We start from the raw sequence: 25813 nt of genomic DNA on the forward strand, positions 1-25813 counted from the left end.
AGGACGTTGTTCATGTACCAATCGCGTACTTTACCCAGCAGGGAAGGGTTTTCATTTTTCATAAATTCCAAAATGACGACAAGTCCCCCCGGTTTAAGGACACGATTAAATTCACGGAGTCCCTCTTGACGTTCAACAACGTTACGAATGCCGTATGAGATACTGATGATGTCGGCCGAGCTGTCCGATTTTGGAAGCTCGGTTGCAGGGGCAATATGAAACGACATATCCGGAAACTTTTCGCGCCCTACTCCAACCATCCCCTCACTCGGGTCAATCCCGACAATCCGATCAACGATCAATCCCGCTTTATCGGCACGGCGTTTCCAGTATCCCATCATATCACCCGTACCGCACGCGACATCAACGATAGAATCAATCGTTTTTGATGGGCAGTAACCAAACGCTAAATCGCATGCTCTGCGGCGCCAGAAGGTATCGATACCCATACTGAGGACTCGATTAGCACGATCATACGTCGGAGCTATATCGTTGAACATCGATACGATTTTCTCTTGTTTGTCCACTTTGTTCCTTTATACGCCGACGGAACTCGTCCCGCTCGGCTACGCTAACGCTGAGTTTTCTTCGGCAGAAAGCCCACGCACGCTTGCGTGCTAAATTATTGTTTATTCTTCATCCAAAGGATAATATTATCGGTGATTTTAGCGTTCATTACCTCAAAATCCTCTTGAATTACGCCAAGAGTTTGTGATCCGCCCCCAATTTTGGGTGCAATGTAACTGAGATACCAATTTGCAACCTCAGATGTGGCTTCCATCATTCCCATGCCCCCCTCTATCATCACCAATCGGTATTTATTTATTTTTTCCAATGAAGCTTCAACAAATACCTGACGGTTTGGGATATTAAAGAGAGGGATTGTACGATCAAATTCATTGTTGTGTGAATAGATTAAGACATCAGGGGCTTTCCCCTCTACCAGCCGTGCATCGAGCGTCGGACGATCACTGCGTACCGTATTACCGCCGATTACAATCAAGTCGCACCGGTCGCGTAGAGCGTGCATATGCTCACGTGAACTTTTTGAACTGATTGTGCCGTTATCAATCGTCCCATCAAGCCGCTGTGCCCATTTAAAAAATACAAAAGGGTTACTCTGCCACCGGATAAACGGTTCTAATAGTTTTTGCCCCTCATCTTCCAGTACGCCAAAAATACACTCGACACCCGAATCGCTCAAAATCTCTGCACCGCCTGCTGCTGAGGGATTGGGATCACGGACACTGATATAAAGTCTCTTAATGCCCAAATCACGGATCAACAAGGCGCATGAGGGGGTTTTACCGATATGAGAACACGGTTCCAGCGTTACTGCCATCGAGACAGAGTTAAAAATTCCATTATGGTGGGTACGAAGATACTCATGAATGTGGTGAGCGTCATCGCTATCCGCTATTGAAGTGTCACCGGAAAGGGCTGTATAAGCATCACGCAGTGCATACACTTCGGCATGAGGACCGCCCGCAATTATATGAGCACCGATGGATAAGATTGAACTATTTTCTAAAATACACGCTGCACCGACGGCAGGATTAGGAAAAGTGAGAAGTTGATAGTCCCACGCCGCGTTAAGCGCGAGTTTCATAGCATGAAGCGCAGTGGTGGTTTTCATTACCACTCGAAGTAAGTTTTAGCCTTGCTGATCGAGCGGAAAGGGATTCTTTGCTCACCGTTTTCTGCTGTTTTGAGAATAATTTCGTCGTTTTCGACACCGATCATTTCACCCTCAAACTTCTCTTTAGTGATGGTGCTCAAAGCAACTTTTTCACCCACGGACTGGATAAAGTGCTCTAAGCTTTTGAGTTTACGTTCAATCCCCGGACTGCTCACTTCCAGACGGTATTCACCGCTTACCGGAGAGGTTACATCCAACAAAGGATTAATGAGATGAGTGAGTTCTGCACATTGGTTGAGTGTCACTCCGCCCGGAGCGGTGACGCTCACACGAAAAATCGTATTCTCATTTTCATTGAAAACGGCGGTATCGTACAACGATAAGCCGATCGATTCAACCATTTTTTTGATGTCGCTCTCAAGACTCATCTTTTTTCTCCTTGGCGATTTGGGCGAATAATGCCTCGATATTTTGGCTTCGTTTGAGGGTATCGTCAAATACGAAGGTCATACGAGGCGAACGGAACCACCCTTGATCTTTCATACAATGCTCTTCGATAATCGGGCGGGCTTTTTCAAGCAGTTTTAAAAATACTGCTTGCTCTTGCGGCGTATAGTGGTGAGGGTCAAGATACACTTTGGCATCACTGCGTCCGCGTGAACAATGGACATCGATAACATCCACTTCACGTACACGTGCATCGGAGAGTTGGCTGATCGCTTCGGGTATCAACTCTTTGAGAATGGATTCCGTTCGCTTGATTTTGATTTGTGCCGGTGTCACAGGGATACTTTTGTCTCGATTTTTTTGAAGGTTTCGATAACGTCACCCACTTTGACATCGGTGTAACCATTGAGGACAACACCACAATCAAATCCTTTACCAACCTCTTTGACATCGTCTTTGAAACGTCTAAGAGAGGTGAGATCACCCTCATGGATAACAACACCCTCACGGATAACGCGAACCATTCCGCCGCGTACGAGTTTACCGTCAACAACCACACAACCTGCGATGGTTCCTGCACCTTTAGGCATTGGGAACGTATCACGAACTTCGGCTTGTCCGGTATTCTCTTCACGGAATTGCGGTGCCATCATACCGCCGAGCAACAATTTAACATCATCGATAAGCTGATAAATGATAGAGTAGGTTTTGATCTCTACACCCATTTGTTTTGCCATAGCATTGACATTACCCGTAGGACGAACGTTGAATCCGAGTAGGGCACAGTTTTCACTGTTGTTTACCAAGGCGATGTCATTTTCGGTAATTCCGCCGACACCGCTGGAGATAACTTCAACTTTGACCTCTTCATTACGCAACTCTGCAAGAGCCGATTTAATCGCCTCAAGAGAACCGTGAACGTCGGTTTTAAGAACGACTTTAAGGGCTTTAATACGACCCTCAGCGATCAACGAGGTCAAATCATCAAACGACGCTTTGGTGCTCAATGAAAGTTCACGGTGACGATCATACTCAGCACGTTTCTGTGCTACTTCACGCGCTTCACGATCACTCTCCATCACCATCATCACTTCACCCGATGGCGGTACGTCACTAAGTCCTACAACAACGGCGGTTTGACTCGGTCCGATTTGCTGAAGTTGTGCTTTACGATCACTAATGAGTGCACGAACGCGTCCATAAGCACCGCCACACACGATGTTATCGCCGACACGGAGTGTTCCGTTTTGAACGATGACGGTAGCAACCGGTCCACGCCCTTTTTCCAACGTAGACTCAACGACGACCGCTTTTGCCATAACATCAGGGTTTGCTTTGAGTTCCATTACTTCAGATTGGAGCAAGATCGCCTCTAAAAGCTCATCAATGCCCGTCATCGCTTTGGCTGAAACGCCGACGAATTCAACATCTCCGCCCCACTCCGTAGGGTTAAGTCCGAGTTCCGCCATTTGTGCTTTAACCATATCCGGATTTGCACCCGGTTTGTCCATTTTGTTCACCGCAACGATGACCGGAACTTTTGCATCTTTTGCATGTTGAACCGATTCACGGGTTTGTGGTTTAACACCATCATCCGCTGCGACAACAATAACAATAATATCGGTAAGTTGTGCACCGCGTGAACGCATCGCACTAAACGCTTCGTGTCCCGGAGTATCCAAGAACGTGATCAATTTACCTTTTTGCTCTACCGAGTATGCACCGATGTGCTGAGTGATTCCACCCGCTTCGCCGTGTGCTACTTTGGCATTACGGATCGCATCAAGGAGAGATGTTTTACCATGGTCAACGTGCCCCATAATCGTGATAACCGGAGGACGCTCAACGGAACCTTCACTGTCTTCGTGCTCTTCATCGTACGCCGTCTCAAGATTAAACGCATCTTTTGGATCGATAGTCGTTACTTCGACACCGAACTCACTCGCCAAGATTTCGATCTCGTCTTTTCCGAGGAAGTCGTTTTTAGTAACCATCATCCCGAGGTCAAATAAGACTTTAATGACCGCAGAGATACTTTGCCCTACTTTTTCAGCAAATTCATAAACACGGACATCTTCTGCGATTTCAACGTGAGTAATGACTTCGTCTTCTTTTGCATCTTTTGTATAACGCTTACGTGCTTCACGAGAAACTTGACGCGGTTTATTACGATTAGAACCTTGTTTTTTCCCCGCGTTACGTCCGATTGGTTTTTTCTCTTTCGGTTTTTGCTCTTCTTCCGGTGGTAAATTAGCCCCCAAATCGTTGAAATCCATCAATACAACTTGATCTTGCTCATAATCCATCGATACATCAGAAATTCCGCCGCCGAAGATATCAAGGCGAACCCCTTGATCTTTTTTCTGAACCGGGAAATTATTGCTTTGGACCTTTTTCGCACGCTTAGCTTCCAACTCTCGTTGCGCTTGCTCACTCAATTTTCCATAACTGGAAACATTAACATTTTCATGACGAACCGGAGCGACGAATTCCTCTTCTTGAGGACGTTTTTTCTTAACGATTTTCAGGCCTGAGCGCTTAGGGACTTCTTGTTCCACAACAGCTTCTTCTGCATTTACTTCTTTTACTTCTGCTACAGCAGGTACTGCTTGGATGCTCTCTTCAACAACTGTCGTTACGGTTGGAACTTCTTCTGAAGATGAAGTTTTAGGGGAAGGCTTGGGCGTTGAGGCTTCATTCGACGCCCCGCTCATGATATAGTTCATGATTTGCTCAGCTTCTTCGATCGAAACCGAACTTGAGGCAGTTTTTACATTGAGCCCCATTGCGGCTGCTTTATCCACTACCTCTTTTGAATTGATACCAAGCTCTTTGGCAATTTCATGAACTCTAACTTTATCCATCATTAACGATGATCTCCTTTAACCGATTCATTAGCTCTACTGTTGCGCCGCTTTTACATTGACGGGACAACTGACCCGGAGTTTTCTTATGCTCGATGCAAGACCTGCACATATAAAAACTTCTTCCTTCATTAGCATAAGGTTGCAGTAACCCATTCCGACACTGAAGGCGTAAAAGTGCAAATTGAGCGAAGCGCTCACGACAAACTACGCACATGCGTATAGGCTGATGTAACTTTTGCGCCATTATATCCAATACTTTCTTAGTTATCGTTCCACAACTAAACCGTCATTATCAAAGCCTAAGATTTTGATCTCAAAATCGGTAAATTCCGCTTTAAATTTATCCGCTAACATTTGAGCATCTTGATCGTAAACCATGTTAAAAAAGGTCGATCCACTCCCTGAGAGCGTCGACATCAACGCACCGTTGTCGTATGCCATTTTTTGAACAGCAAAGAGTTCCGGCAACATTTTCATCCGTACTTTTTGGTGAAACCGATCTTGGGTAGCAAGACGAAGCATTTCCCAATCTTCGTTAAAAAAAGCCCCTACGGTTACGGCTGTGTGGGAGAGATTATATACCGCATTCTCTTTACTGTACGATTTAGGCAAGGTGGTACGTGATTTAGCCGTTGAGATCGGTTTGTTCGGAATGACGACAACCGCTTTCAGATAATCGGGGAGGTGTTTTTGTTGAGAAAAAACTTTTTGTTTTTCCACCATTGCCGCATTAAATCCCCCCATAACTGCCGGAGTGATGTTATCGGGATGGCTTTCATACACGAGAGCATGATTGAGGATACGGCGTTTGGATACTTTAACTCCTGCGGCTTCATGCGCACAACTGATCGCACTCACGATGACAGCCGAAGAGCTACCCAAACCTCGAGACATCGGGATTTGGTTGTAAAAGGTAAATTTGAAGTTTTGTCGCTTCTGGGTCAAACGGCGGTAATGCTCATTAAATATACTGACAAAAAGGTTGTTCCCTTTAAGTCTTGGGTTGTTTTCCCCTTCCCCTTTGATGGAGACGGCAAAAAAACGTGACGGCACCAATTCGACTTGGTTACGCAAATCAACGGCAAGCCCTAATGAATCAAATCCGGGTCCTAAATTCGCACTCGTTGCAGGTACACTAACGAACAAATAATTTCCTTATCCTACGGCATCAATCCCATAATAGGGGAGATTGTCCGAATCAAATTTTTCTAAATCGATATTTTTGGGAAGTTCAAATGCGATAATCTCGGGCGAGGCTATCGGTTCTAACTCAATGGTTGTCCTATTTTTAACAAAATAGAGCTTTCCGTACGCTTTGATGGGGCTATTTTTGTTGAAAAAGAAGGCATCCGTAGCTAAAAGTGGGATTTTTTTCGTAATACTCAGAGTTTTTAGAAAAAGGTAGGTCACCTTGATCCCCATAAAACTTCCGGGACCTTTGGCATAAATAAAATGTGAAAAAGTATACTTCTCCAACAACGAATCAAAAATCTCCGCCAGCACATCCGAGCTCATCCCATCACTGCGGATCTCTTCGACTAGCTCTCCCTCTTTGTAGACGCCTACGAGAACAGGAGAACCTAGTGCGATAACGAGTGCATCATGCATACGCTTTTGCCAGCTCTTTTGACTCAGCGTATGCAAGTTCGACGATTTCATAATTTGCCGGATCTTTGAGAAGCTCAAGCGTCAATTTATGGTTCAGATCGTGACTTCCGGCAAAGGCTTCGTAGTTACCGATAAAATTCATACCGATCAGTGACATATCCCCGATCGCATCGAGGATTTTATGACGAACAAACTCATCTCCGAATCGAAGTCCCTCAGGATTGAGCACTTTTTTGTCATCCAAAACGACCGCATTTTCCAAACTCCCGCCCAAGGCGAGCCCTTTGGAACGTAGATACTGTACTTCGTGAACAAACCCAAACGTACGCGCACGGGCAATCTCTTTTTTATAGTTCTCTTTGGTAAACGCTAATACATAACTTTGCTTGTCAATCACGGGGTGAGAAAATTTGATCGTGAAATCATAATTCATGTCATTGGAGGGGATTAATTTAACGTATTTATCACCCTCTTGTACAATCACCTCTTTTTTAATCCGCATGATTTTTTTCGGAATATCTTGAGCGATAATCCCGGCTTCTTCGAGAAGCATACAAAAACTCATAGACGAGCCATCCATAACAGGGACTTCATCGGCATCGACAATGACACGGAGGTTATCGATACCATAGGCATAGATCGCTGAGAGCATATGCTCGATCGTCGAGATGGTAACACCCTCTCGTCCGATAACGGTTGCCATTTTGGTATCGACAACATTTGCGGGAAGCAAAGGGATAGATACCCCTGCATCACTGCGGTAAAAAACAATACCGCTGTTTGCCCCTAAAGGTTCGAGCCGTAATTTAACGGGTGAGCCTCGGTGCAAACCAATCCCTACAAGTTCAACACTTTTGCCAATCGTTGTTTGCATCATCTCTTTAATTCCTTACCTTATCCTATCTGAACACTAAAATGAGTAAAGCCCATTTTAGTGGCAAGGACAAGCCTGTCCTTTGCAATCCCCTAAAGCTTTACGCAAAAGTGCGTAAGACTCAAATATCTAAAAGTTATTATATCGGTTTTAGCGTTGATTAATTGTGAATTTAGCGCTTTCTATGACACTGGTAATATTGTCATAAATCCATTTGGTATCCATCCACTCTTCCGGTCTCACTTCAATCCCTTGGACCAAAATTCCAAAATGAAGGTGATCTCCCATCGCATATCCGCTGAGTCCTGTTTTAGCGATTTCTTGACCCAATGCAGCAACATCACCCTCTTGAACATGGACATCTGAACAATGCCCGTACAAGGTATAAAGGCCAAAGCCATGATCGACAATCGGCAAGTTTCCATAAATCCCGTTCGGCTGAGAGAACACAACATTTCCTCCATTGGAGGTGCGAATCGCCCCCATAGCAACGCTCGCCAAATCAAGCCCCATATGGTATGCTTGGCTTACGTTCTCTTGTCCTTTATAACTGTAAATGCGGTGATCTCCGAAGTCTGCCACTTTTTGACCGTTCACTAACGGGTAAAAAGGCTCAGGGCTAAAATCGACAATCATGTTTTTGGATACTTTTGAAGTCACTTCATGGATAATTTTTTCATTATCGGCACGTACTTTTTCGTTAATGATGCGAAATTGGTCTAACCGATCATCCACTCCGGCAGTTTGTTCATATTCATTCGCGAGTTCGGCAATTTTACCGTCCAAAAATGCATCACTGAGTTCAATATTCGAAACACGATAAACATGATCTTTCAAACGAAGCGGTACCGCGCTTTTAGTCTCATTGCCCGCATGATCAAGTGCGACCACGGTTGCACTAAATGTTTGCTCCTGTACCGGCCATGCTACCAAAGAAGCGTAATATCCCTCTTTCATAAACGGTTGTGCGATAAAAGTTTTCCCAAAATTCGTCTCAATTCTCAAACTTTTCATGTGAGGATCTTCCGCTTTAAAAATTACAATTGCCGATCCCCCTTTTTGAATTTTATAGGAGTTGGCAATAATTGCCAAAACCGGTCGACGCTGATCAATAACAAGGGTGATCTCTTCTTTATAGGTATTTCCCATAAACAGACCCCACAAACTGTTGTCGGTTGCTTCGATTTTAAGTGTTACCGAAGCGGCTTCTACCCGGCGAACTCCTTTTGGAGGGAGGATATCAAACGATGTTTTATTCACTTTTGAAGGGGTGTTTTCATCCACTATCACCCATTCATCATGGGGTGTTGCAATGGTCGCTTTGTAAGATTTTAGACCGCTCGCATCTTCAACATTGACATGAATAGGATCTTTAAAATTCCAGTATCCTTCATGTGAAAGCGTTACTTTTGGATCTTCTCTCTCAAAAATAGGCGAAAATCCCATAAATCCAAGCGCACCTAAAACTAAAACTACTAATACCCATCCAATTATTCCCGAACCGTTTCGGCCTCTTCTCACACCAACTCCTTTGTTATCATCATTATCATCTCTTTTGCTAACTCATGATAATTTTCTTGTTTTAAATCCATTCCGGCACGCCGTACATGTCCACCCCCGCCGAATGCAGCCACGATTTTTGCGGCATTGACTACCCCATCGGTACGCAAGGAGATCTTTGCTCCGCCATGAGGGTGTTCTAGGACCATCACAGCCGCTTGAACGCTTCGCATCCCGAGTGCTTCGTCCAATACTTTTTTGCATTCAGCCACAGTAGCACCTGTCTCTTCCAATAGCGACAAGGGAACTTCCAATAAGGCCAATCGTCCATCCGCTAAAAGCTTCATTTGTTTAAGGAGAATTCCCCGAATCCGAAGCGATGCGAGTGAATGGCGACGATACAGCCACTCAACACACACGGTATGATCAGCGCCCAGTTCTATCAGGGAGTGAGCCATCTTAAAAGTTTTGACATTGCATGCAGGCGCACTAAAACATTGAGAATCATCAATCAGTCCCGCATAAAGCGCCGTCGCCATTTTACCATTGATTTTTATATCGTTAGCAACAAAATAATCATAAACGACTTCCGTCGTGCTGATTGCCAACGTATCAATAATATTATGCGTCCCATAAAAGTTGTTGCTGATGTGATGATCAATATTTATTAAAGGGAGCTCTTTTTCAATCCCAAGCCGCCCATAACTCCCACAGTCAAAACTGATCATACACTCAGCATTCTCCGGAAAACGATCGGTAATTTTGTCAAACCACGGGAGAAACGCTAGATTTGGGTTTACTTCTGTCGAGATGCAAAAAAGGGTTATTTTTTTTTGACTGCGAAGCAAATAAGAATAAAAGGCACATGCTGCACCGAGTGAATCGGCATCAGGATTTTTGTGAGTGACTAAAACAATATGTTGGGAAGAATCAATCAGATTTGACGGCATCGATACTCAATACTAGCCTAATTTTAGGCGAAATATCCCGATTATACCACTTATTCTCGGGGTTGGAGGAGAAGGGATGATTAAATTTTAATCATTATGGATTATACCATCACCGTCTCACTCTTAAAATAGGTAATTTGATTACGTCCGTTAGCTTTTGATCGATACATGGCAGCATCGGCATGGCGAACCAGCATCTCGACCTCTTCGCCATGATCAGGATACAAAGAGGCTCCGATACTCGCCCCTATTGTAATCAAATGTCCATTGACTACAAAAGGTTCTTCTAACGCTTTTAAGATACGATCAAAAAGCTGCTGAGCATCTGAAATCATATCAATATCGCTAAACACAACCACAAATTCATCTCCGCCGATCCGAGCAATCGCATCACTTTGACGAAGCTGTTTTTCAAGCCGATCCGCCACTTGTTTCAAAATATTATCCCCAATTTCATGTCCATAAACATCATTGACCTGCTTAAATCCGTCCAAATCCAAAAAGGAGATGACCGCTTTTGAATTTTTTCGTTTTGAAAACGATAATATTTGCTCTGCCAACGTCATAAAGAGGTAACGATTCGGAAGGTTGGTCAATGGATCGTAGTTTGCCATGTGGTGAAGTTGCTCTTGGCGTTTAAGATGTTCGGTGATATCGCTGAAAATCCCGATATAATTTTCCACTTCACCTTTCTCATCTCTCACTGCATCAATACGCAAAAATTCAGCGTACCGTTCACCATTTTTTTTACGGTTCCAGATTTCACCACGCCATGAGCCAAGAGTATTTATCGCTTCATTGAGTTTTTCATAAAATAGATTCTCATGCATTCCTGAGCGTAATATGATCGGTTTGTTTCCGATAACTTCTTCCGGTGCATAGCCGGTCAATTCACAAAAGGCCTCATTGACATCAATAATAATTTTTTGAGGGTTTGTAATAATAATCCCCTCTCTGGAGTTGTGAAAAACATTTGCGGCACGGCGAAGATATTTTTCATTTTCTTTAACAATCACGATTTGATTTTCCAGTGATTCTGAATTGGATCGTAATGTATTCGTCAAACGCCGCATTTTGGTTGTTAGAAAAATCAACAGGGCAATAACACCACTTAGCATAAAAATAATATAAAGTGCGTACCTTTGCGCAACATCCTGAAGTGAAAAGGGTGGAACGGTATCATAGGGTTTAATGCGCAAACCCTGCATCAAAGATCGGATTCCTTCGTACGATAAGGGAATATTCCATCCGTAATATCCGGCCGTTTTGGTAATCTCAGAGCCATAAGGTAAATTTAACAGGGCAACACCGACCTGATTTGCCAATACACGATCGGTATGTTTGGATGAAGCAAACGGCCATTCCGGATAAAGGGTAGTTGAAAGGGCCTGAGGAAAATTTTCTACCGGATGGATGATTTTAAACTCATCAAGATTGATTTTTCCCTCTTTTGCCATTTTTTCCAATACACCTGTACGAATAAATCCGGCATCCACGGAAGCGTTTTGGACGAGATAGACAACTTTATCGTGAGGCATATCGGTATAGCGTATTTTGGATTCTTTGGTGATATCAATACCATTTTCTTGCAGTAAAATCCTCTGGGCCAAGTAGCCCCCAAGAGAGAGTTCATCGACCGCAGCAATCTCTTTTCCTCTCAAATCACTCAATTTTTCAAGATCATGCCGTTCATGCCGTGCAATAATCACCCCTCCAAACTCCGTAAGCTCTTTTCCGCTGACATTTGCACGAATCAAAGTTGCCATACGGCTTGCATCAAATTTTGCTGAAAGATAAATATAGTGTTCAGGATTGCTAAACATAAAATCGAGTTCATCCAACGAAGCCGCTTCATTGAACTCAGCGTAGCCAAGAGGACGTATAATAAAACGATGGGTGGATATTTTACTGTTGAGATAAGTGGCTAAAGGCTGCCATTCATTGAGCGTATCGGTTTTTGAACGAAAAGCCAATACACCGATTACTGCCTCTTTTTTTCCTGCTTCAGATACAGATGCGCCAAAGGACAAAGAAAAAAAAGCTACCAACAACAGTAGCAACACATATCGGAATGTCATTTTCTACCTTTATTTTTCGACTGCATCGGGACTTCTCAAAACATTAAAATAGGAGATTTTATTTCTCCCGGTCTCTTTGGAGTGATACATTGCGATGTCGGCATCACGAATCAGAAGCTCAATATCCTCCTTATCATCGGGGAAAATTGCCACCCCGATACTTGCACCGATCGAAAGGGAGAATCCATTCACCACATACGGCTCTTTGATTGCAAAGAGAATACGTTCCAAAAGAGCTCTAGACTCGGAAATCGCATTGATATCACTTAGGAGTAAAACGAATTCATCTCCTCCAAGCCGAGCAATAATATCACCTTGCCGCATCTGTTTTTCCAAACGTCTGGAGACATGTTTGAGGATACTATCTCCTATCGTATGTCCGTATTGGTCATTGATTTGTTTAAATCCGTCAAGATCCAAAAAGGCGACAATCGCTTTTGTATTACGACGTTTTGACTGTGCAAGAATTTGTCCGGCAACATTCTGGAATAAGCTGCGGTTGGGAAGATTGGTCAGCGCATCGTAGTTCGCCTGATGTTCAAGATCTTCTATCTCTTTTTTATTTTCAGTGATATCGCTGACGATAATTACAAAGCCTTCAATCACCCCTTCTTGACTGTGTACTGAGTCGATTCGAAGGAATTTGGCATATTCCTCGCCGCTTTTTTTCTTATCCCAAACCTCTCCGCGCCAAGTACCGTTTATCTCAAGAGATTCATTCATTTTCGCATAAAACGATATCGCATGCCGATTGGAATAGAGAATTACCGGTTTTGTACCGATAAGCTTTTCGTGGGTATATCCGCTCATATCACAGTAGGCTTCATTCACATCAAGAATAACCATGTGCGGATCGGTAATGATAATCCCTTCGTGGGAGTTATGGAAAACACTGGCAATCTGTCGAAGATATTTTTCGGTATTTTGAGAGATTTCAATCTGTTTTTGAAGGGCTTCAGATTCATTTTTTAAACGTTGATTGAGAGTACGAATATAAAAAAGCATCCAAGCGAAAACGGAGGCACTCACAATATACATAATGTATATCAGCGAACCGCTCTCTACCTCAGGGGTTGAGGCAGATACCTGTAAGCTATAAAATGATAAAAAAATTACTAAACGATATATCATTTCATTTTTCTTTCACGAATCATATATCTTACAGTATAAAAGATGTAATTTAAAATACACCTTTAAAATCACAAAAATACCGTTATTTCCCTCTTTTATTCTACCGTGGAGTGTAAAACCGCTTCAAAGTCTTTCTGAGCCTGCATTAATACCGCTTTGCCATCAGGATCACTGACCCGTGCACTGCTCATCCAGTTATAGACACCCGGGAATCCCATCACGATTTCATTGGTATCTTTTTTCTTGTACACCATCAAGGTACACGGCGCGAATGCCGCAGCTTCAGGACGTGTTTTCGCTACCGTATAGATAACTTTTAATTTGCAAATCGAGTAGGTATCGTAAAAATCAAACGGACTTTTTTCACCGAGGGCAAAATTATAATCGGTAAAATTGGACATTACAAATCCGGCCGGCTTCAAACCGTCTTCGATCATCATCTCGGTCTCTTCTTTATCACTTGCCCAACTCTCTTTGCTGCTTGCTTTAACATATCGGCTTAAAAGTTTCCCTTCTGAGGGGAGCGATGTTTCACTCATGGATACTTTCGCATTCGGTAACGCTTTTTTCAGTGTTGCCAATGCCTCTTTTTCGATCAATGCAAATTCTTTGGCTTTAAATCCTCCGATTTTTGCCATTGCTGAAGCAGTTAGGATAGAAACATGGAGTTCTTTCTCCCCGGCACGTTGATAAATTCCAAATCCCATCGGGACAAAAATCCCCGCATCGGGATGGGCTTTTACCAAAGACTCTGAAAGCGTTTTATGGTACGCGGTCAAAAGATTAAACTGCGTAAAATCACTTTGTCCAAACTGGATTTTAAACGGCCCGTTCATTTCGCTGTTGGCTGAAATGACAAAACCGTTGGCTTCAAGTGCTTTTTCAACGACTCCGGCATTTAACTTGCCCTCCGCATTTGGAACACTGAACAAGTGTAAATCACCGCCAAAAAGGGACAAAAATCCCGCCAAGATAGTTATGAGTAGAATTTTCATGGTTAACTCCTAAGGTTGAATATAAAATGCGCCCTCAGTGGCGCGCTCGATCACTTCAGCGATCCCGGCACTGACGATCTCGACATCAGGGATTAACTGATCAGGCGAAATCTTTTTTGTCTCCATCGTGTTACCGCAGGCGACGAATTCGACACCGTATTGCTGCAATGCCCGTACACGCAGGGCAATCTCTTTTTCACTTTTGAGCAGAGTGCGGATACCGTGATAATAGGCGACGATACGCAGATGGATCTTTTCGGGTCCGTAAAATTTCAGGACATTGTTCGCCGTACTGAGACCGTGATGGATTGATTCATCATCTCCCAAACTGATCCCCATTACCACTTCACGCGGTTTTTCGATCGAGGGTTCGGGTTGTGCAAAACGGACATCTCCAAAAGCAAGCGTCGAGAGCAAACTCCCTAAAAACACTAATCGTTTCATCATTACTCCCATTCTAATACCCGATAGGATGCTTCAACATTATGACGATGAGTCCCTTCATACAGTTTGTATTTTTTATACTTATCCATACTCACTTTTTTAATCGTCTCATCAATGCTGAGCCCCTCAGCAATCGCTGCGCGGATTTCGGTACGCATCTGCGTGAAATAGTCCCGTGTCATTTTCACCGCCTCTTTGTCGGTACGCTCTCCGTGTCCGCCGACAACATGTCTAGCACCCAATTTGTCCAAATCATCCAATGCCGCTATCCAGCCATTGATATCTCCGCCTCGTACAGATGGGAGTCGGTCATTAAAGACCAGATCAGCAGCAATCAGAACCTTTGATTTTGGAAGATATACCACCAAATCTTTAGCCGTATGGGCTTTGTGTTTCGCAAATTTGAGTTCTAACCTTTGATTCCCGATGGTAAGATTGGTATCGCTGCTGATCATCTCACTCGGTAAAGTCGGTTTGGTTTTGGCGTATGCCTCTGGAGAGATATAGGTTTGCATTCGGGTTGGGATGCTCATATCGGCATTCACCTTGAAATCATCCGAACTCAAAACTCTAACTCCGCTATCGGTAAAGAAATTGTTTCCAAGCCAATGGTCATCATGAATATGGGTATTGATCACGAGTTTAACGGGGAGGGATTTAATTTTTTGCATCGCTTTGTAAGCCGAGCGGGCATACGCATATGAGGGACCGGTGTCAACGACGACATACCCCTCACCTGCATCGATATAACAGCTGTTGACGATGTTGCCGTTGTTGGTTTTATCCATGATCTCGGGCTTCCCGAAAAAACAGGTGACATCCGAGGTGATCCGCACCGGTTTGAGAGCGTAATCGTACGCGCTCAAACTTGTGACGGCTAAAAATAGAGTTCCCAACAACGTTTTCATCACTCAGCCTTTAGAAGAGGTAGTTAATTTCGAAACGGTATTCGTTGTATGAATTGTAATCTGTTGTAGCACCAACCGCCGGATCCGCATCGATGGTTGCAAAACGGAATTTAAACTCAGTGTTCGGTACTTCTTTGAATGTTTTCCACATATCGACATGGAAAATATCACGATCGGTAAATCCGGTGATAGCCGCTTTAGCATCGTCAAAATTCATATTTTCATAATCGGCTGCTACTTTAAATCCTGAAACCATTCCCGCTTTTCCGAAATCATAGACCGCTTTCACTGCCCAGTTTTTCGTATTGGCGATCCAGTCAACTTGTGCCATTGATCGAGTATACCCACCCGTAGGGAATCCGCGCCACATTGCAATAATATCGGCATCATCGGAGATTTTAGAGTATCCCGCTGAGAGTTCCAACGGACCGCTAGCCGCTACCAAACGTGCCATAATAATGCTACCATCCGCACTGTTTGGATCTGTATATCCATTAGCCGCACCTGTATAAGTTGTATTACCTTTAAATGTTCCACTTAAAGCTGCACCACCAATAGCACCGGCACCGTCATCCATTTGACGCAGGTAACGGATACCCGGAGTCAACGTCCATGCGTCGTTTAGTTTGATTTTATAGTTTGCTTCCGCAATAACGGTATTGAGGAAACCTTCCAAACCAACATATTCCGCATTCAGTTTTAAATTAGGGATTGATGTATTTTGTGCTGTTACTAATACCATTTCAGGATTGACATCTTCACCCGCACCACTAATTAAAGTAGGTGTTAATCCTTTATGTACCCCTGAATCATCATTTTCATTATATTTTTCAAACGCGATTACACTATGAAAACTTTGATGATCTCGTAGTTTTTGAGACATGATATAAGCTGCACGAACGGATGTGTCAGGAATATCTTTATTTTCAATCACTGCTGCTTCAAAAGTGTTTGGAATCATTTTAGTATCATTCGTTGCGAGCATAATACTATCAATACCTTGACGACCGATTTTAACATTACTTTTGCCATTTTTGTATTCCAAATAAGCTTCGGCAAAATTACCCATTGCCCCTTCGGTTCCATCCGCACGAGTATGGTAGGTATCTTTACCCGCTTTACCATAGTTGGTCACTGCACTCCCCAATGTATTATCCGGGTGCATAGGAACCGTGCCATAAAATCCTACTGTCGCACCTACACCTTTGTAAAAACCAGTTTTGTAAACCAAGCTACCGCCAAGACCCCACATATTGTTATCTTGCACTGCTGCATTTTCATTGTCCCAATCCCACCAAAACATATTAGAACGAAGACGTCCATAAACATCACCCTCGGTAAACATTTCACCAATCGAGTTTACTGCACCCGGTGCTTTGGTGTATTCAACTTGATAGTTCCCTTTAACCGTACGATCTTCAGATTTAAGCGCATACGCCGACGTTGCCAATAAACAAGTAGCTGCTGCTACCATACTAAGTTTTACTAATTTCATTCCTAACTCCTATTGTGATTTGAACGCCAAAGGAATAAAATCCCTTTGGCTACGCTGGCCGCTATGGCACTAAAGCTTGCCCCATACGGGGCAGAATTTAGTACTAACAGCTTCTGGAACCTTTTTTCGGACATCCGCAGTCATAATCCATCAGTTTGACATTGCTGTTACCGCTGATGTTGACATTTTTCTGACGGCGGATATAGGCCGCTGTCACATCGTAAACCGGTTTAGTCAACGAATCTTTGAGGTTTGAACCTGCATTTTGCAGGTTGCCTCCCCATGAAGAGACTTTGTACACTTTCGTATCATTGAGAGGTTTGCCACCTACCATGATGTTCGTGATACGTTTACCGCTCACAGCACCCACGCGAATCTCATAGGTCACTCCACCCAAGCGGCTCATATCGCCTCCTTGTTGATAAAGCGGATTGGCGTTAAAGACGTTATCCGCAATGTCTTCGAGAAGAGTGCGAATATGCAAGCCGGTCAACTCAAACGTATAGACGTTCGGATAGGTGATTGCAGTCATATCGTAGACATCATCCATCGTGATCTTGTCACCGCCGAGAACCGTTGTCCCCCATCGGTATCCCGGAGTAAACGAGATATCCGAATCCATCGCGTCGATAATCGAATCGTTGATCAACTGATCGAACGTCGAATGGAAGGTATCGCGCTTAAACAAGGTCGATTTGGTAATCCCCAACACTTCGGAGAGTTCGGAATCATACGGTGAATAAAGTTCTTTAACCAACGCTTCACCCTCAGGATCGGCAGGGATCAAATTCGACGCAACCGGAATCAGTTTATACTCATACCCTTTGACCTTATGGTTTTGGATATCGAGATCGAGACGTCCGACGTATTTACCGTGGCTTCCGGCGATTACGATAACCGTACCGTTGATTACCGTAGGACGCGGAGATGGATCATGCGTGTGTCCGCTAAGGATGAAATCGATCCCTTTGACCTGACGGGCAACCTCTTGGTCAACGCTGAAACCATCATGCGAGAGAACCACGACACAGTCCACTTTTTCCTCTTTACGAAGTTTATCGACGTACGTTTGGAGGGTATCTAAACGTAAACCAAAACTCCACCCCTGGGTAAACTCTTTTGGGTTTGCCGTAGAGGTAAACGGAAACGACTGACCGATAATACCGATCTTCGCACCGCCGCGCTCCATAATGGTGTAAGGTTCAAAAATCAGTTCCTCAAAATCATCGGCAAACGAATCGTCACCGACGACGTTTTGAGAAACAAATTTTGCGTTGAGCATCTCGATCAGCTCTTTTACCCGTTTTTTACCGTACGTAAATTCCCAGTGACCGACCATGACGTCTACACCCAAATAGTTTTGCGCTTTGACGATCGCTTCACCGCCGGTTTTAAGGGCAACGCCCGTCCCTTGCCATGTATCCCCAGAATCGAGAAGCATAACATTATCCGCACCGCGCTCTTTTTTGATATGGTTGATGAGGGTTTTCATGTGCGAAATTCCCCCCATTTTCCCAAACTTGTTAGCTAACGCATCAAAGTTCATAAAGGTATCGAAATAGGCATCGAGGGTTTTACCCTGCATCCCATAGTGTTTCAAAAATGATTCACCGCACAAAAATCCCGGAGTTCCGGTCAAATTAGGAGCAGAGATCAATGTCGAAGGCTCTCTCCAATAGAGAGGTTTAATGTGGGCGTGCATATCACAGATATGTAAAATCGTCACATTTCCCTTTGCATTGAACCCATAAATATCTTTGAGGCTTACCTCATCGGCACGTTTCGGACCTCCCGCAGCTGAAGCAGCCGCAGGCAATCCGATCCCTAACGCCGCAGCGATATGGAAAAAATCTCTTCTTGATAAATCCATCGTTTAATCCTTAACGTTTTACGCTTGGAATAGCGATAGTATTCCCTTTGCTTTTGTTGGTGACGTACACTTCCAATCCAACCATCTCTTTCGAACCGAGTGGAAGTTCAGCTAAAAGGGCATTTTTCATACATTGCTGCATCCGTTTGTCGAGCGTCACCATTTGACTTTGGGTCATGCGGTATGCCGGCCAAGTACTTGCAGCTGCCGTCTCTTTTGCCCCCAAATCAGGCAACGGCTGCATACGTAGGCGCTGACCGACGATGTCCATACTGTGACAATTGTTACATGAAAGACCGCGACCGCCGCGACGCTCTTCAAACACTTCTTGTCCAAGTTTCATCATTTCTTGCATATGTTTATTCGCTTTAACATCAATATTGGTTTTCTGTCCGTTCGCCAATGATTTGACATACGCAGATATTTTAACCATCTCTTTGCTCTCAAGCTTCGGTACCGGTTTTTCGTTTGCCGCAGCCGCCATCTGGATACTCTGTGCCAACGTTACTACTCTTTTAGCCGGCTCGACGTAGCGTGGAAACCCCGCGATGGTTTTAGGAAGATCTTTCTCTTTAACACCTAACATTTTGGCGTACCCGGCACTCCCGATAAGTTCACCAAAGAGTTGTTCCCCCTCAGCTACATCCATCTCTGCGGGATTATTATCCAAAAGCTCTGCGTACATTTTTTTGTCCGCATCGGACATACTGAGTTTTTCTTCCGCATTCACTGTTCCCAAAAGGGCTAAACACACCAACGCTGCCGTGATAGATAAAGTACGCATTGCTTATCCTTTTGGAGTAATTTGTGTCGTACTCTCGACGCTTTGACCTTTGTTATCTTTTGCAATAACTTTGAGTGTTCCAGCACCCGGTACTTTAAAGCTGATACTCATAAGAGGGTTCACCGAGAGAGATTCCCAGATCACCATTTTGGTAATCAACGTATCGTTGAACATAAACTTCACTTCATCGATGTATTCAGCCGGAATCAATGCTCCCGTATCTTTGTTTTTACGCATACCGGTTTCCATCGGATGCATTGCCATAAAGTCGATTTTTACAACATCGCCTGCTTTGTAATCTTTCGGTTTGATTTTAATCAGTGTTTTCATAATATTAATCCTTTATCAATTTTTACTAAACGTTATAGAGTTGATTAAAATCAACCACACCCGCCGATGGTTACTTTGACATTTTGTTTTGCAGTGAGGAAAGATCCGTCACTCATCTCTGCAATCGCTACCACATCCTGAGTTCCGCCGAGTTTTACACGGGTACCGAAAAATGCTTCCCCGTTTGCAGGAGTCAAATAGATATTGGCACAACGGACATTTCCATTTTTTGACGCGAGTATATGGATTGCTTTAACGTAATCTTTTGCGTTCATTGGACTCTCAACGCTCACTTTTACCGGAACAACCGCACCGTTTTCCGCAATCTCAGGAGCTTCCATTTTGACTTTTGCAGAAGCAACCAATGCTTTACCACCGGTAATCGCAGCAACTGCCGTCTCAAAATTCATCTCATTCGGACCGCCCGATTTTTTTTCTTCTGCCGCACTGGATACATGAGGCAATGCCATCGCGCATGCCGCTGCTGCCCCAAAACCTTTTAAAAATGATCTTCTTTCCATAGTATTTCTCCTTGAACTTTATTTTTTAACTGCTGTGATATACGATATCAAATCGCACACTTCGCGCTCATTCATCAAACCATTAGCCAAATTAACCGTCATAGCCGATTTTGGGTTATCCAATCGAGGATCAGCAATTTTTTGGTACATAAATTGAGCATTACGCACGCCGCTATCCATGTAAAGTTCTTTGTACTTGCTCAAATCAGGGCCGATATTACCGTACCCTTTGGCCCCTTCGATGTTGTGACAGGCAACACAGTTACCCATTTGTTTCTCTTTACCATCAGGAAGAAGGCGAGTTAAACCCTCCGGCGGATTCTCTTTTGCATCTTTTCCGTTTAGGTTATGGAAAATATAGCTTCCACGGGCAATCGCTTTAGGGTCATTGCTGACACATCCCTCAGGCATGACGTACGCTTTAGCTGCAGGAAGGGCATCTTTTTTCAAAATGGCCGTCGCATCCGGGCTCTCAATTACCTGTGATAAATCGGCTGCACTTAAAAAAGTTGCAAGACCGAGCATGATCACTTTTCGCATTGGCTCTCCTTGAATTCTTATTTCGAGGAGTATTGTAAAGCAGGAGTGTAAAATTAATGTAAAAAAAATGGATAATTAAAGGAGAGTGCAAATAGGCGGGTAAAAAGTATACGAAAAGGTACTTCCTTTCCCGTAGATTGAGTCGATTTGAAGCTCAATTCCCGCTTTATCGATAATCGATTTGACGATATTAAGCCCTATCCCAAATCCCCCTTTATCACGATTTTCACGATAATAACGCTCAAATATACGGTTCACATCTTCGATGCCGACACCATAATCTTTAAAACTCATGACACATCGATCATCCATATTCAGTAAAAAGATATCGATTTTCCCCTCTTCGCGTGAGTATTTAATCGCATTGGAAAGATTATTGTCGATAATCCGCTGAAGCTGTGTGGGATTGAATAAAATTTCTACCTCTTCATCGATATACGGTTCTAATGTAATATTTTTCAAAGCGGCAACTTCAGCAAAATAATCAATCCTCTCTTGCAAATAGCGGCTAAGATCAATGCGTTCATATTCAAAAGCCAATCGTTCGTTTTTAATCAAATAGTCCATATCGTTATAAAGGGTAGCAAGGGTTTTCGTTGCCGCCTTAATCCGCTTAAGGTATTTATTACTCGGATTGGAACGATGATAAAGATCGATATTGACATTGATAATGGAGAGCGGCGTATTGATCTCATGCATCGAATCTTTGATAAACTGATCGAGCCGTTTGTTGACTCTCTGAAACGGCAAAGCAAAACGATCCAAAAAGAAAAGCGAGAGGACAAAGATCAGCGCAGCGATGGAGAGGAGGATAATAACCACATCCTGATAAATGCGTGCATACGAAATCTCCCCTCCAACCACTAAATACGATGCATCAAAATATCGCCGTTCAGGAAGAGCCACCACCAAAGACGCGTATCCGTTCTGGATATGATATCCCGTTTTTTGAATACCTACTTCGGATTGAATGAGGGTAAAAATCGGCTTAAAATGGAGATCATACAACCCTGATTGAAACGAACGGAACCTCGGGTAATCAAACGCTTGTTTCTCTTTAGGATCAAACTCTTCCATCGAACGGAGAATCAAATGCGATTGACGTTTGAGCTTAAATTCATACTGAATTTCGTACACATATTTCATGTAAGTGACATACAAGTAGGTAGGAACCAGCAATAATACTGCTACCAGCATCGTATACAAAAAAGCATTTTTAAGGGCGTAGCGATTATCGTTCAATGATGTAACCCAGCCCGCGACGATTTTGGATGATCTCTAAAGGGAGCTTTTTACGTAAATTATTGATCTGTACACGGATATTGGCAGGATCGACGTACTCACCCCAAATCTCATCTTGAAACATCTCCACCGAGACGACTTGATTCGTGTGCTTGAGCAATACGGCAAAAATCTCTTTTTCCGTTTTACTAAGGGCTATATTATGATCGTTGTGCATCAAAGTGAAGTTTTCAGTATCGTAAATCAGCCCTTCGCCAAAATCAATTTTGTTTTCCCCCTCATGATAAAAACTTTTCAATGCATGCATAATCCGTATCTGCAATTCGGTAAGATCAAACGGCTTACGGATATAGTCGCAGCATCCCGATTTGTATCCCTCCTGCAAATCGTCTACATTGACCATCGAGGTGAGGAAGATCGCAGGAGTTTTATTCCCCTCTTTGCGAAGGGTACGGAGGAGATCAAACCCGTTCATCCCCGGGACATTGACATCGAGGAGATAAAGATCAAAATGGGTTTCATAAATGGCATCGAATGCCCTCTCGCCATTGCTGAATCCGACTACCTCAAGCCCTAGTTCTTCTAAGAACTCGGTGATGCTCACACGGAGCATGTATTCATCTTCGAGTAACAATACCTTCATCGTATCTCCCCTTTGATCTCGTTGGTTACTTTGTAATCGAGCATAATACCGATCAATTCCTCTTTGGAATACGCATTAAGCCGTTCACGTGCTTCTTCGAGATAGAGTTCTCGATCCTCTGGGCCCACAGTGTCTTTGAGATACAACAGCTCTTTATCGTATACACTTTGAAACTGGGCATTATCGAGCGATTTTTTCACCATAACATCATAAAGCTCATTACGGGAGAGATGGATCAAAAATGAAATATCCTCTTCATCCGAGTGAGCATAGGTCGTAATTTGCTTCGGTGAAAGGGAAAAAATAAAAGCTCCGATACTCTCACCCTCCCCGTTCATCATCGGTTCATAAAAAAGATACCGTCCGCCGCTAAAAATGACACGGGCTGTTTTGAGTGTTTTAAAATTGATCCCGTTTAAAAGTTTTAAATCGCTTTCGGTGTATTTCGGATTGGCCAAAATATATTCCTTGCCGATGGCTGGATTCTCTTGCATAAATACCGCCGTTTCATAAAACCGCTCATCCATCAAAATATACAGATCAATCCCCAACCGATCAAAATATTCCTGCGTCGATTCGAAAAAAGAGACCACTTCGACAAACCCGATCATCTTCTCACTGTGATAAACGGGAACGGTCGCTTTAACGCCGATTTTTCGCCCAACTTCGATTGCCGAACGGGGATTCTTATGAGTTTGAAAATAGAGCAGATCGGGGCGGTGAAAATCCAGCGGCATCCCGGCATACGAGTTGTCCCAACTGCGGGCGAAAATGACATAATCCGACGTGATGATTTGAGACCGGATCAACGAATCGGTATGAAGTTTAATCGACTCCATTACCTCGGATAAAATTTCAAAACCTTTATCTTCATCCTCTTGTTCCAATGCCTCACTCAGAGAACTGTTTTGCCCCAGTATCAACGCATAGCGCAAAGCGGTAGAACGCTCTTTTTCGAGTTGATTATTCAGCGCCAGTGTAAGTTGGTCACTCAGCCGCTCTAACGTTTGCGAGGTTACCTTTTGCTCCAAATACCATAACACACCGCCCAGCATTATCGCTATGAATAAAAATACCCCGGCGATCATCTTTTTATCGGATAAAAAATGGTACCAGCGATCCATTAGACGTTTTCCTTGCGCTTCTTACCCATCTTATAGACATACGCCAACACTTCGGCAACTGCGGCAAACATCATATCGGGAATCGCTCTATCAATCTCCACTTCTTTGTAAAGGGAGCGTGCGAGGGGAGGATTTTGGACGATATGAACCCCGTTTTCACGTGCTATCTTTTTAATCTGAATCGCGATATTGTCAACCCCTTTGGCCACCACCACCGGAGCATTATGTTTGGTTTCATCGTAGACTATCGCTACGGCGTAGTGGGTTGGATTGGTAATAACGACATCCGCCGTCGGAACGGAGGACATCATCCGCTTACGTGCCGCCTGCATCTGAATCTGGCGAATTTTTGCCTTGATATGCGGATCCCCTTCCATATTTTTCATCTCATCTTTGATCTCTTGTTTCGACATTTTGAGTTTATCAAAATACTGTTTTCGGGTAATAAAAAGATCGAAAATCGCATACACAAAAATGATGATAAGCATGACCGAAGCAAGTACGATCGCTTTATCCCGCAACCATCCCATTTGATCTTCGAGGGTAAAGAGAGCAACCGTTGGCAGTTCTTCCATGTATCCCCAAAAAAAGATAAAACCGATTCCCAGTGCTGTCAATGATTTAAGGGTGATTTTGACCGATTCAAGCGCTTTTTGGAGGGTAAAAAGGTTGGCGAATCCTTTGATCGGATCGAGTTTGGAAAAATTCGGCATGAGCGGTTTCGTCGTAAAGTTAAATCCCATCTGTGCTACCGTCCCAAAAACTCCCGCGATCGCAACAATAATAGAGATAGGAAGCGCCATAATGAGAAATTCCCGAAACGTTATCAAGGCCATATCAAACATCAATTCACGATCCAACGGCTGATTCATCAACGAAAAATAATAGCGCGAAAGGTTGAGCAGACGATCGGCGATAAACGTAAACATCATCAAAAGAGCTAAAATTGCTACGAAGAGGACTACGACACCGACGATGTCCTGACTTTTGGCGACATTTCCCTCTGCTCTGGCATCTTCAATCTTCTTGGAGGTGGGTTCTTCGGTCTTTTCTTGATCGTCAGCCACAAATTACCCTTAATCCATTTTCATTGACAGATCTATCCAATTTGCCTGATGAACGAGAGAGCCGGTGCTGATCGCATCAACGCCGGTACGTGCATAACTCTCGATAGTATCTAGGCTAATATTACCGCTTGCTTCAAGCAGCACCGAGGGATAGTTTTCTCGCTTAAAGAGTACGATTTCGCCTAAGTGTTCAGGGGAAATATTGTCGCACATTACAATATCGGCTCCCGCCTTCATCGCTTTTTTAGCCATCTCAAAATCTTCTGCTTCAATCTCGATTTTAGAGGTAAACGGGATTTTTTTACGGGCCTCTTCCATAAAGCTTTCGAGGTTGGTGATAGTTTTGAGATGGGTGTCTTTAAGCATCAGCGCATCATCCAATCCCATCCGATGGTTTGTCGCTCCACCGATACGGGTGGCGTATTTCTCAAAATTACGAAGCAGCGGGCGTGTTTTTCGGGTATCGAGTAGTTTGGTACCATAGGGTGTGATGAGATCGACGTATTGGCGCGTCAATGTCGCAATGGAACTGGCATGAAGAAGCATATTCAGCAGCGTCCGCTCAATCCGAAGCAATGTATGCGAATCACCGGAAAGCTCCATCAAAACCTCCCCACTCACAAACGTTTCACCGTCATGTTTGTGCCACGTAATACTAAATTTCTCACACTCCGCCAGTACCCGCAGATAGAGTTCTCCGGCGACTACGCCCTCACTCTTGGCGATAATTTTTGCTGATGCGGGAACAGGATCAGA

At 43.7% G+C, this 25813-nt stretch carries 27 protein-coding genes; all 27 read right to left on the reverse strand.

Annotated elements, in window-relative coordinates; translation table 11 throughout:
• The coding region (locus A3G19_RS02725; RefSeq protein WP_294870433.1) for a ubiquinone/menaquinone biosynthesis methyltransferase at window positions 1-527 on the reverse strand (527 nt) is incomplete at its 3' end.
• Window positions 528-622: 95 nt separating this feature from the next.
• A complete protein-coding gene (gene ribD / locus A3G19_RS02730) occupies window positions 623-1636 on the reverse strand; it encodes a bifunctional diaminohydroxyphosphoribosylaminopyrimidine deaminase/5-amino-6-(5-phosphoribosylamino)uracil reductase RibD (protein WP_294870435.1) in 1014 nt (337 codons plus the stop codon).
• Window positions 1636-2067 (reverse strand): ribosome maturation factor RimP, encoded by a 432-nt coding sequence (locus A3G19_RS02735; RefSeq protein ID WP_294870437.1) that lies wholly within the window; start codon window positions 2065-2067, stop codon window positions 1636-1638. The genes ribD and A3G19_RS02735 overlap by 1 nt, the downstream gene beginning before the upstream one ends.
• On the reverse strand, window positions 2057-2422 hold the full coding sequence (gene rbfA / locus A3G19_RS02740) for a 30S ribosome-binding factor RbfA (protein WP_015652896.1): 366 nt from the start codon (window positions 2420-2422) through the stop codon (window positions 2057-2059). Before rbfA ends, A3G19_RS02735 begins: the two co-directional genes overlap by 11 nt.
• The gene (infB, locus tag A3G19_RS02745) at window positions 2419-4950 is read right to left on the reverse strand and encodes a translation initiation factor IF-2 (protein ID WP_294870469.1); all 2532 of its coding nucleotides are present in this window, start codon (window positions 4948-4950) and stop codon (window positions 2419-2421) included. Before infB ends, rbfA begins: the two co-directional genes overlap by 4 nt.
• Entirely contained in the window at window positions 4943-5197 is a 255-nt protein-coding gene (locus tag A3G19_RS02750) for a DUF448 domain-containing protein (RefSeq protein WP_015652894.1), read from the reverse strand. Before A3G19_RS02750 ends, infB begins: the two co-directional genes overlap by 8 nt.
• 20 nt (window positions 5198-5217) lie before the next feature.
• Window positions 5218-6099 (reverse strand): homoserine kinase, encoded by an 882-nt coding sequence (gene thrB, locus A3G19_RS02755; protein ID WP_015652893.1) that lies wholly within the window; start codon window positions 6097-6099, stop codon window positions 5218-5220.
• Between the two features lie 9 nt (window positions 6100-6108).
• Window positions 6109-6561, reverse strand: a complete 453-nt coding sequence (locus A3G19_RS02760) for a hypothetical protein (protein WP_015652892.1) — start codon at window positions 6559-6561, stop codon at window positions 6109-6111.
• A complete protein-coding gene (gene lpxC, locus A3G19_RS02765) occupies window positions 6554-7438 on the reverse strand; it encodes a UDP-3-O-acyl-N-acetylglucosamine deacetylase (RefSeq protein ID WP_294870439.1) in 885 nt (294 codons plus the stop codon). Before lpxC ends, A3G19_RS02760 begins: the two co-directional genes overlap by 8 nt.
• A 147-nt stretch (window positions 7439-7585) precedes the next feature.
• Entirely contained in the window at window positions 7586-8956 is a 1371-nt protein-coding gene (locus A3G19_RS02770) for a M23 family metallopeptidase (protein ID WP_294870441.1), read from the reverse strand.
• Complete coding sequence (locus A3G19_RS02775) at window positions 8953-9885, reverse strand: DHH family phosphoesterase (RefSeq protein WP_294870443.1); 933 nt, start codon at window positions 9883-9885, stop codon at window positions 8953-8955. The genes A3G19_RS02770 and A3G19_RS02775 overlap by 4 nt, the downstream gene beginning before the upstream one ends.
• Before the next feature lie 101 nt (window positions 9886-9986).
• The gene (locus tag A3G19_RS02780; RefSeq protein ID WP_294870446.1) at window positions 9987-11963 is read right to left on the reverse strand and encodes a diguanylate cyclase; all 1977 of its coding nucleotides are present in this window, start codon (window positions 11961-11963) and stop codon (window positions 9987-9989) included.
• A gap of 9 nt (window positions 11964-11972) precedes the next feature.
• Complete coding sequence (locus A3G19_RS02785; RefSeq protein WP_015652887.1) at window positions 11973-13094, reverse strand: sensor domain-containing diguanylate cyclase; 1122 nt, start codon at window positions 13092-13094, stop codon at window positions 11973-11975.
• A gap of 95 nt (window positions 13095-13189) precedes the next feature.
• Entirely contained in the window at window positions 13190-14089 is a 900-nt protein-coding gene (locus A3G19_RS02790; protein WP_294870448.1) for a DUF302 domain-containing protein, read from the reverse strand.
• Between the two features lie 9 nt (window positions 14090-14098).
• On the reverse strand, window positions 14099-14533 hold the full coding sequence (locus A3G19_RS02795) for a DsrE family protein (protein WP_015652885.1): 435 nt from the start codon (window positions 14531-14533) through the stop codon (window positions 14099-14101).
• A 2-nt stretch (window positions 14534-14535) separates the two neighbouring features.
• Entirely contained in the window at window positions 14536-15441 is a 906-nt protein-coding gene (locus A3G19_RS02800; RefSeq protein ID WP_294870450.1) for an MBL fold metallo-hydrolase, read from the reverse strand.
• Between the two features lie 10 nt (window positions 15442-15451).
• A complete protein-coding gene (locus A3G19_RS02805; RefSeq protein ID WP_294870452.1) occupies window positions 15452-16936 on the reverse strand; it encodes an OprD family outer membrane porin in 1485 nt (494 codons plus the stop codon).
• Between the two features lie 103 nt (window positions 16937-17039).
• The gene (gene soxB, locus A3G19_RS02810) at window positions 17040-18806 is read right to left on the reverse strand and encodes a thiosulfohydrolase SoxB (protein ID WP_294870454.1); all 1767 of its coding nucleotides are present in this window, start codon (window positions 18804-18806) and stop codon (window positions 17040-17042) included.
• Between the two features lie 10 nt (window positions 18807-18816).
• Window positions 18817-19590, reverse strand: coding sequence for a sulfur oxidation c-type cytochrome SoxA (gene soxA, locus A3G19_RS02815; protein WP_294870456.1), 774 nt, complete (start codon window positions 19588-19590; stop codon window positions 18817-18819).
• A gap of 3 nt (window positions 19591-19593) precedes the next feature.
• A complete protein-coding gene (gene soxZ, locus A3G19_RS02820) occupies window positions 19594-19920 on the reverse strand; it encodes a thiosulfate oxidation carrier complex protein SoxZ (protein ID WP_294870458.1) in 327 nt (108 codons plus the stop codon).
• 50 nt (window positions 19921-19970) lie between these two features.
• Entirely contained in the window at window positions 19971-20441 is a 471-nt protein-coding gene (gene soxY, locus A3G19_RS02825; RefSeq protein WP_294870460.1) for a thiosulfate oxidation carrier protein SoxY, read from the reverse strand.
• Window positions 20442-20459: 18 nt separating this feature from the next.
• Complete coding sequence (gene soxX, locus A3G19_RS02830; RefSeq protein ID WP_015652878.1) at window positions 20460-20981, reverse strand: sulfur oxidation c-type cytochrome SoxX; 522 nt, start codon at window positions 20979-20981, stop codon at window positions 20460-20462.
• Window positions 20982-21056: 75 nt separating this feature from the next.
• Entirely contained in the window at window positions 21057-22223 is a 1167-nt protein-coding gene (locus A3G19_RS02835) for a HAMP domain-containing sensor histidine kinase (RefSeq protein WP_294870462.1), read from the reverse strand.
• A complete protein-coding gene (locus A3G19_RS02840) occupies window positions 22213-22866 on the reverse strand; it encodes a response regulator transcription factor (protein ID WP_015652876.1) in 654 nt (217 codons plus the stop codon). Before A3G19_RS02840 ends, A3G19_RS02835 begins: the two co-directional genes overlap by 11 nt.
• Window positions 22863-23990 carry a cache domain-containing protein gene (locus A3G19_RS02845; protein ID WP_015652875.1) on the reverse strand — a complete coding sequence of 376 codons (1128 nt, stop codon included), beginning with the start codon at window positions 23988-23990 and terminating at the stop codon, window positions 22863-22865. Before A3G19_RS02845 ends, A3G19_RS02840 begins: the two co-directional genes overlap by 4 nt.
• Entirely contained in the window at window positions 23990-25057 is a 1068-nt protein-coding gene (flhB, locus tag A3G19_RS02850; RefSeq protein WP_294870465.1) for a flagellar biosynthesis protein FlhB, read from the reverse strand. Before flhB ends, A3G19_RS02845 begins: the two co-directional genes overlap by 1 nt.
• A gap of 9 nt (window positions 25058-25066) precedes the next feature.
• Window positions 25067-25813, reverse strand: a 747-nt coding sequence (nadC, locus tag A3G19_RS02855; RefSeq protein ID WP_294870467.1) for a carboxylating nicotinate-nucleotide diphosphorylase, incomplete at its 5' end; no start/stop codon positions are given.

Origin of the sequence: Sulfuricurvum sp. RIFCSPLOWO2_12_FULL_43_24, from assembly GCF_001829605.1 — a bacterium.
Taxonomy (GTDB): domain Bacteria; phylum Campylobacterota; class Campylobacteria; order Campylobacterales; family Sulfurimonadaceae; genus Sulfuricurvum.

Bases quoted from the DNA above. Each gene is read 5' to 3' on its own strand.
- ribD (WP_294870435.1), bottom strand. From the start codon at position 1,636: ATGAAAACCACCACTGCGCTTCATGCTATGAAACTCGCGCTTAACGCG.
- A3G19_RS02735 (WP_294870437.1), bottom strand. From the start codon at position 2,067: ATGAGTCTTGAGAGCGACATCAAAAAAATGGTTGAATCGATCGGCTTA.
- infB (WP_294870469.1), bottom strand. From the start codon at position 4,950: ATGGATAAAGTTAGAGTTCATGAAATTGCCAAAGAGCTTGGTATCAAT.
- A3G19_RS02750 (WP_015652894.1), bottom strand. From the start codon at position 5,197: ATGGCGCAAAAGTTACATCAGCCTATACGCATGTGCGTAGTTTGTCGT.
- A3G19_RS02760 (WP_015652892.1), bottom strand. From the start codon at position 6,561: ATGCATGATGCACTCGTTATCGCACTAGGTTCTCCTGTTCTCGTAGGC.
- lpxC (WP_294870439.1), bottom strand. From the start codon at position 7,438: ATGATGCAAACAACGATTGGCAAAAGTGTTGAACTTGTAGGGATTGGT.
- A3G19_RS02775 (WP_294870443.1), bottom strand. From the start codon at position 9,885: ATGCCGTCAAATCTGATTGATTCTTCCCAACATATTGTTTTAGTCACT.
- A3G19_RS02780 (WP_294870446.1), bottom strand. From the start codon at position 11,963: ATGACATTCCGATATGTGTTGCTACTGTTGTTGGTAGCTTTTTTTTCT.
- A3G19_RS02785 (WP_015652887.1), bottom strand. From the start codon at position 13,094: ATGATATATCGTTTAGTAATTTTTTTATCATTTTATAGCTTACAGGTA.
- A3G19_RS02790 (WP_294870448.1), bottom strand. From the start codon at position 14,089: ATGAAAATTCTACTCATAACTATCTTGGCGGGATTTTTGTCCCTTTTT.
- A3G19_RS02795 (WP_015652885.1), bottom strand. From the start codon at position 14,533: ATGAAACGATTAGTGTTTTTAGGGAGTTTGCTCTCGACGCTTGCTTTT.
- A3G19_RS02800 (WP_294870450.1), bottom strand. From the start codon at position 15,441: ATGAAAACGTTGTTGGGAACTCTATTTTTAGCCGTCACAAGTTTGAGC.
- A3G19_RS02805 (WP_294870452.1), bottom strand. From the start codon at position 16,936: ATGAAATTAGTAAAACTTAGTATGGTAGCAGCAGCTACTTGTTTATTG.
- soxB (WP_294870454.1), bottom strand. From the start codon at position 18,806: ATGGATTTATCAAGAAGAGATTTTTTCCATATCGCTGCGGCGTTAGGG.
- soxA (WP_294870456.1), bottom strand. From the start codon at position 19,590: ATGCGTACTTTATCTATCACGGCAGCGTTGGTGTGTTTAGCCCTTTTG.
- soxZ (WP_294870458.1), bottom strand. From the start codon at position 19,920: ATGAAAACACTGATTAAAATCAAACCGAAAGATTACAAAGCAGGCGAT.
- soxY (WP_294870460.1), bottom strand. From the start codon at position 20,441: ATGGAAAGAAGATCATTTTTAAAAGGTTTTGGGGCAGCAGCGGCATGC.
- soxX (WP_015652878.1), bottom strand. From the start codon at position 20,981: ATGCGAAAAGTGATCATGCTCGGTCTTGCAACTTTTTTAAGTGCAGCC.
- A3G19_RS02840 (WP_015652876.1), bottom strand. From the start codon at position 22,866: ATGAAGGTATTGTTACTCGAAGATGAATACATGCTCCGTGTGAGCATC.
- A3G19_RS02845 (WP_015652875.1), bottom strand. From the start codon at position 23,990: ATGGATCGCTGGTACCATTTTTTATCCGATAAAAAGATGATCGCCGGG.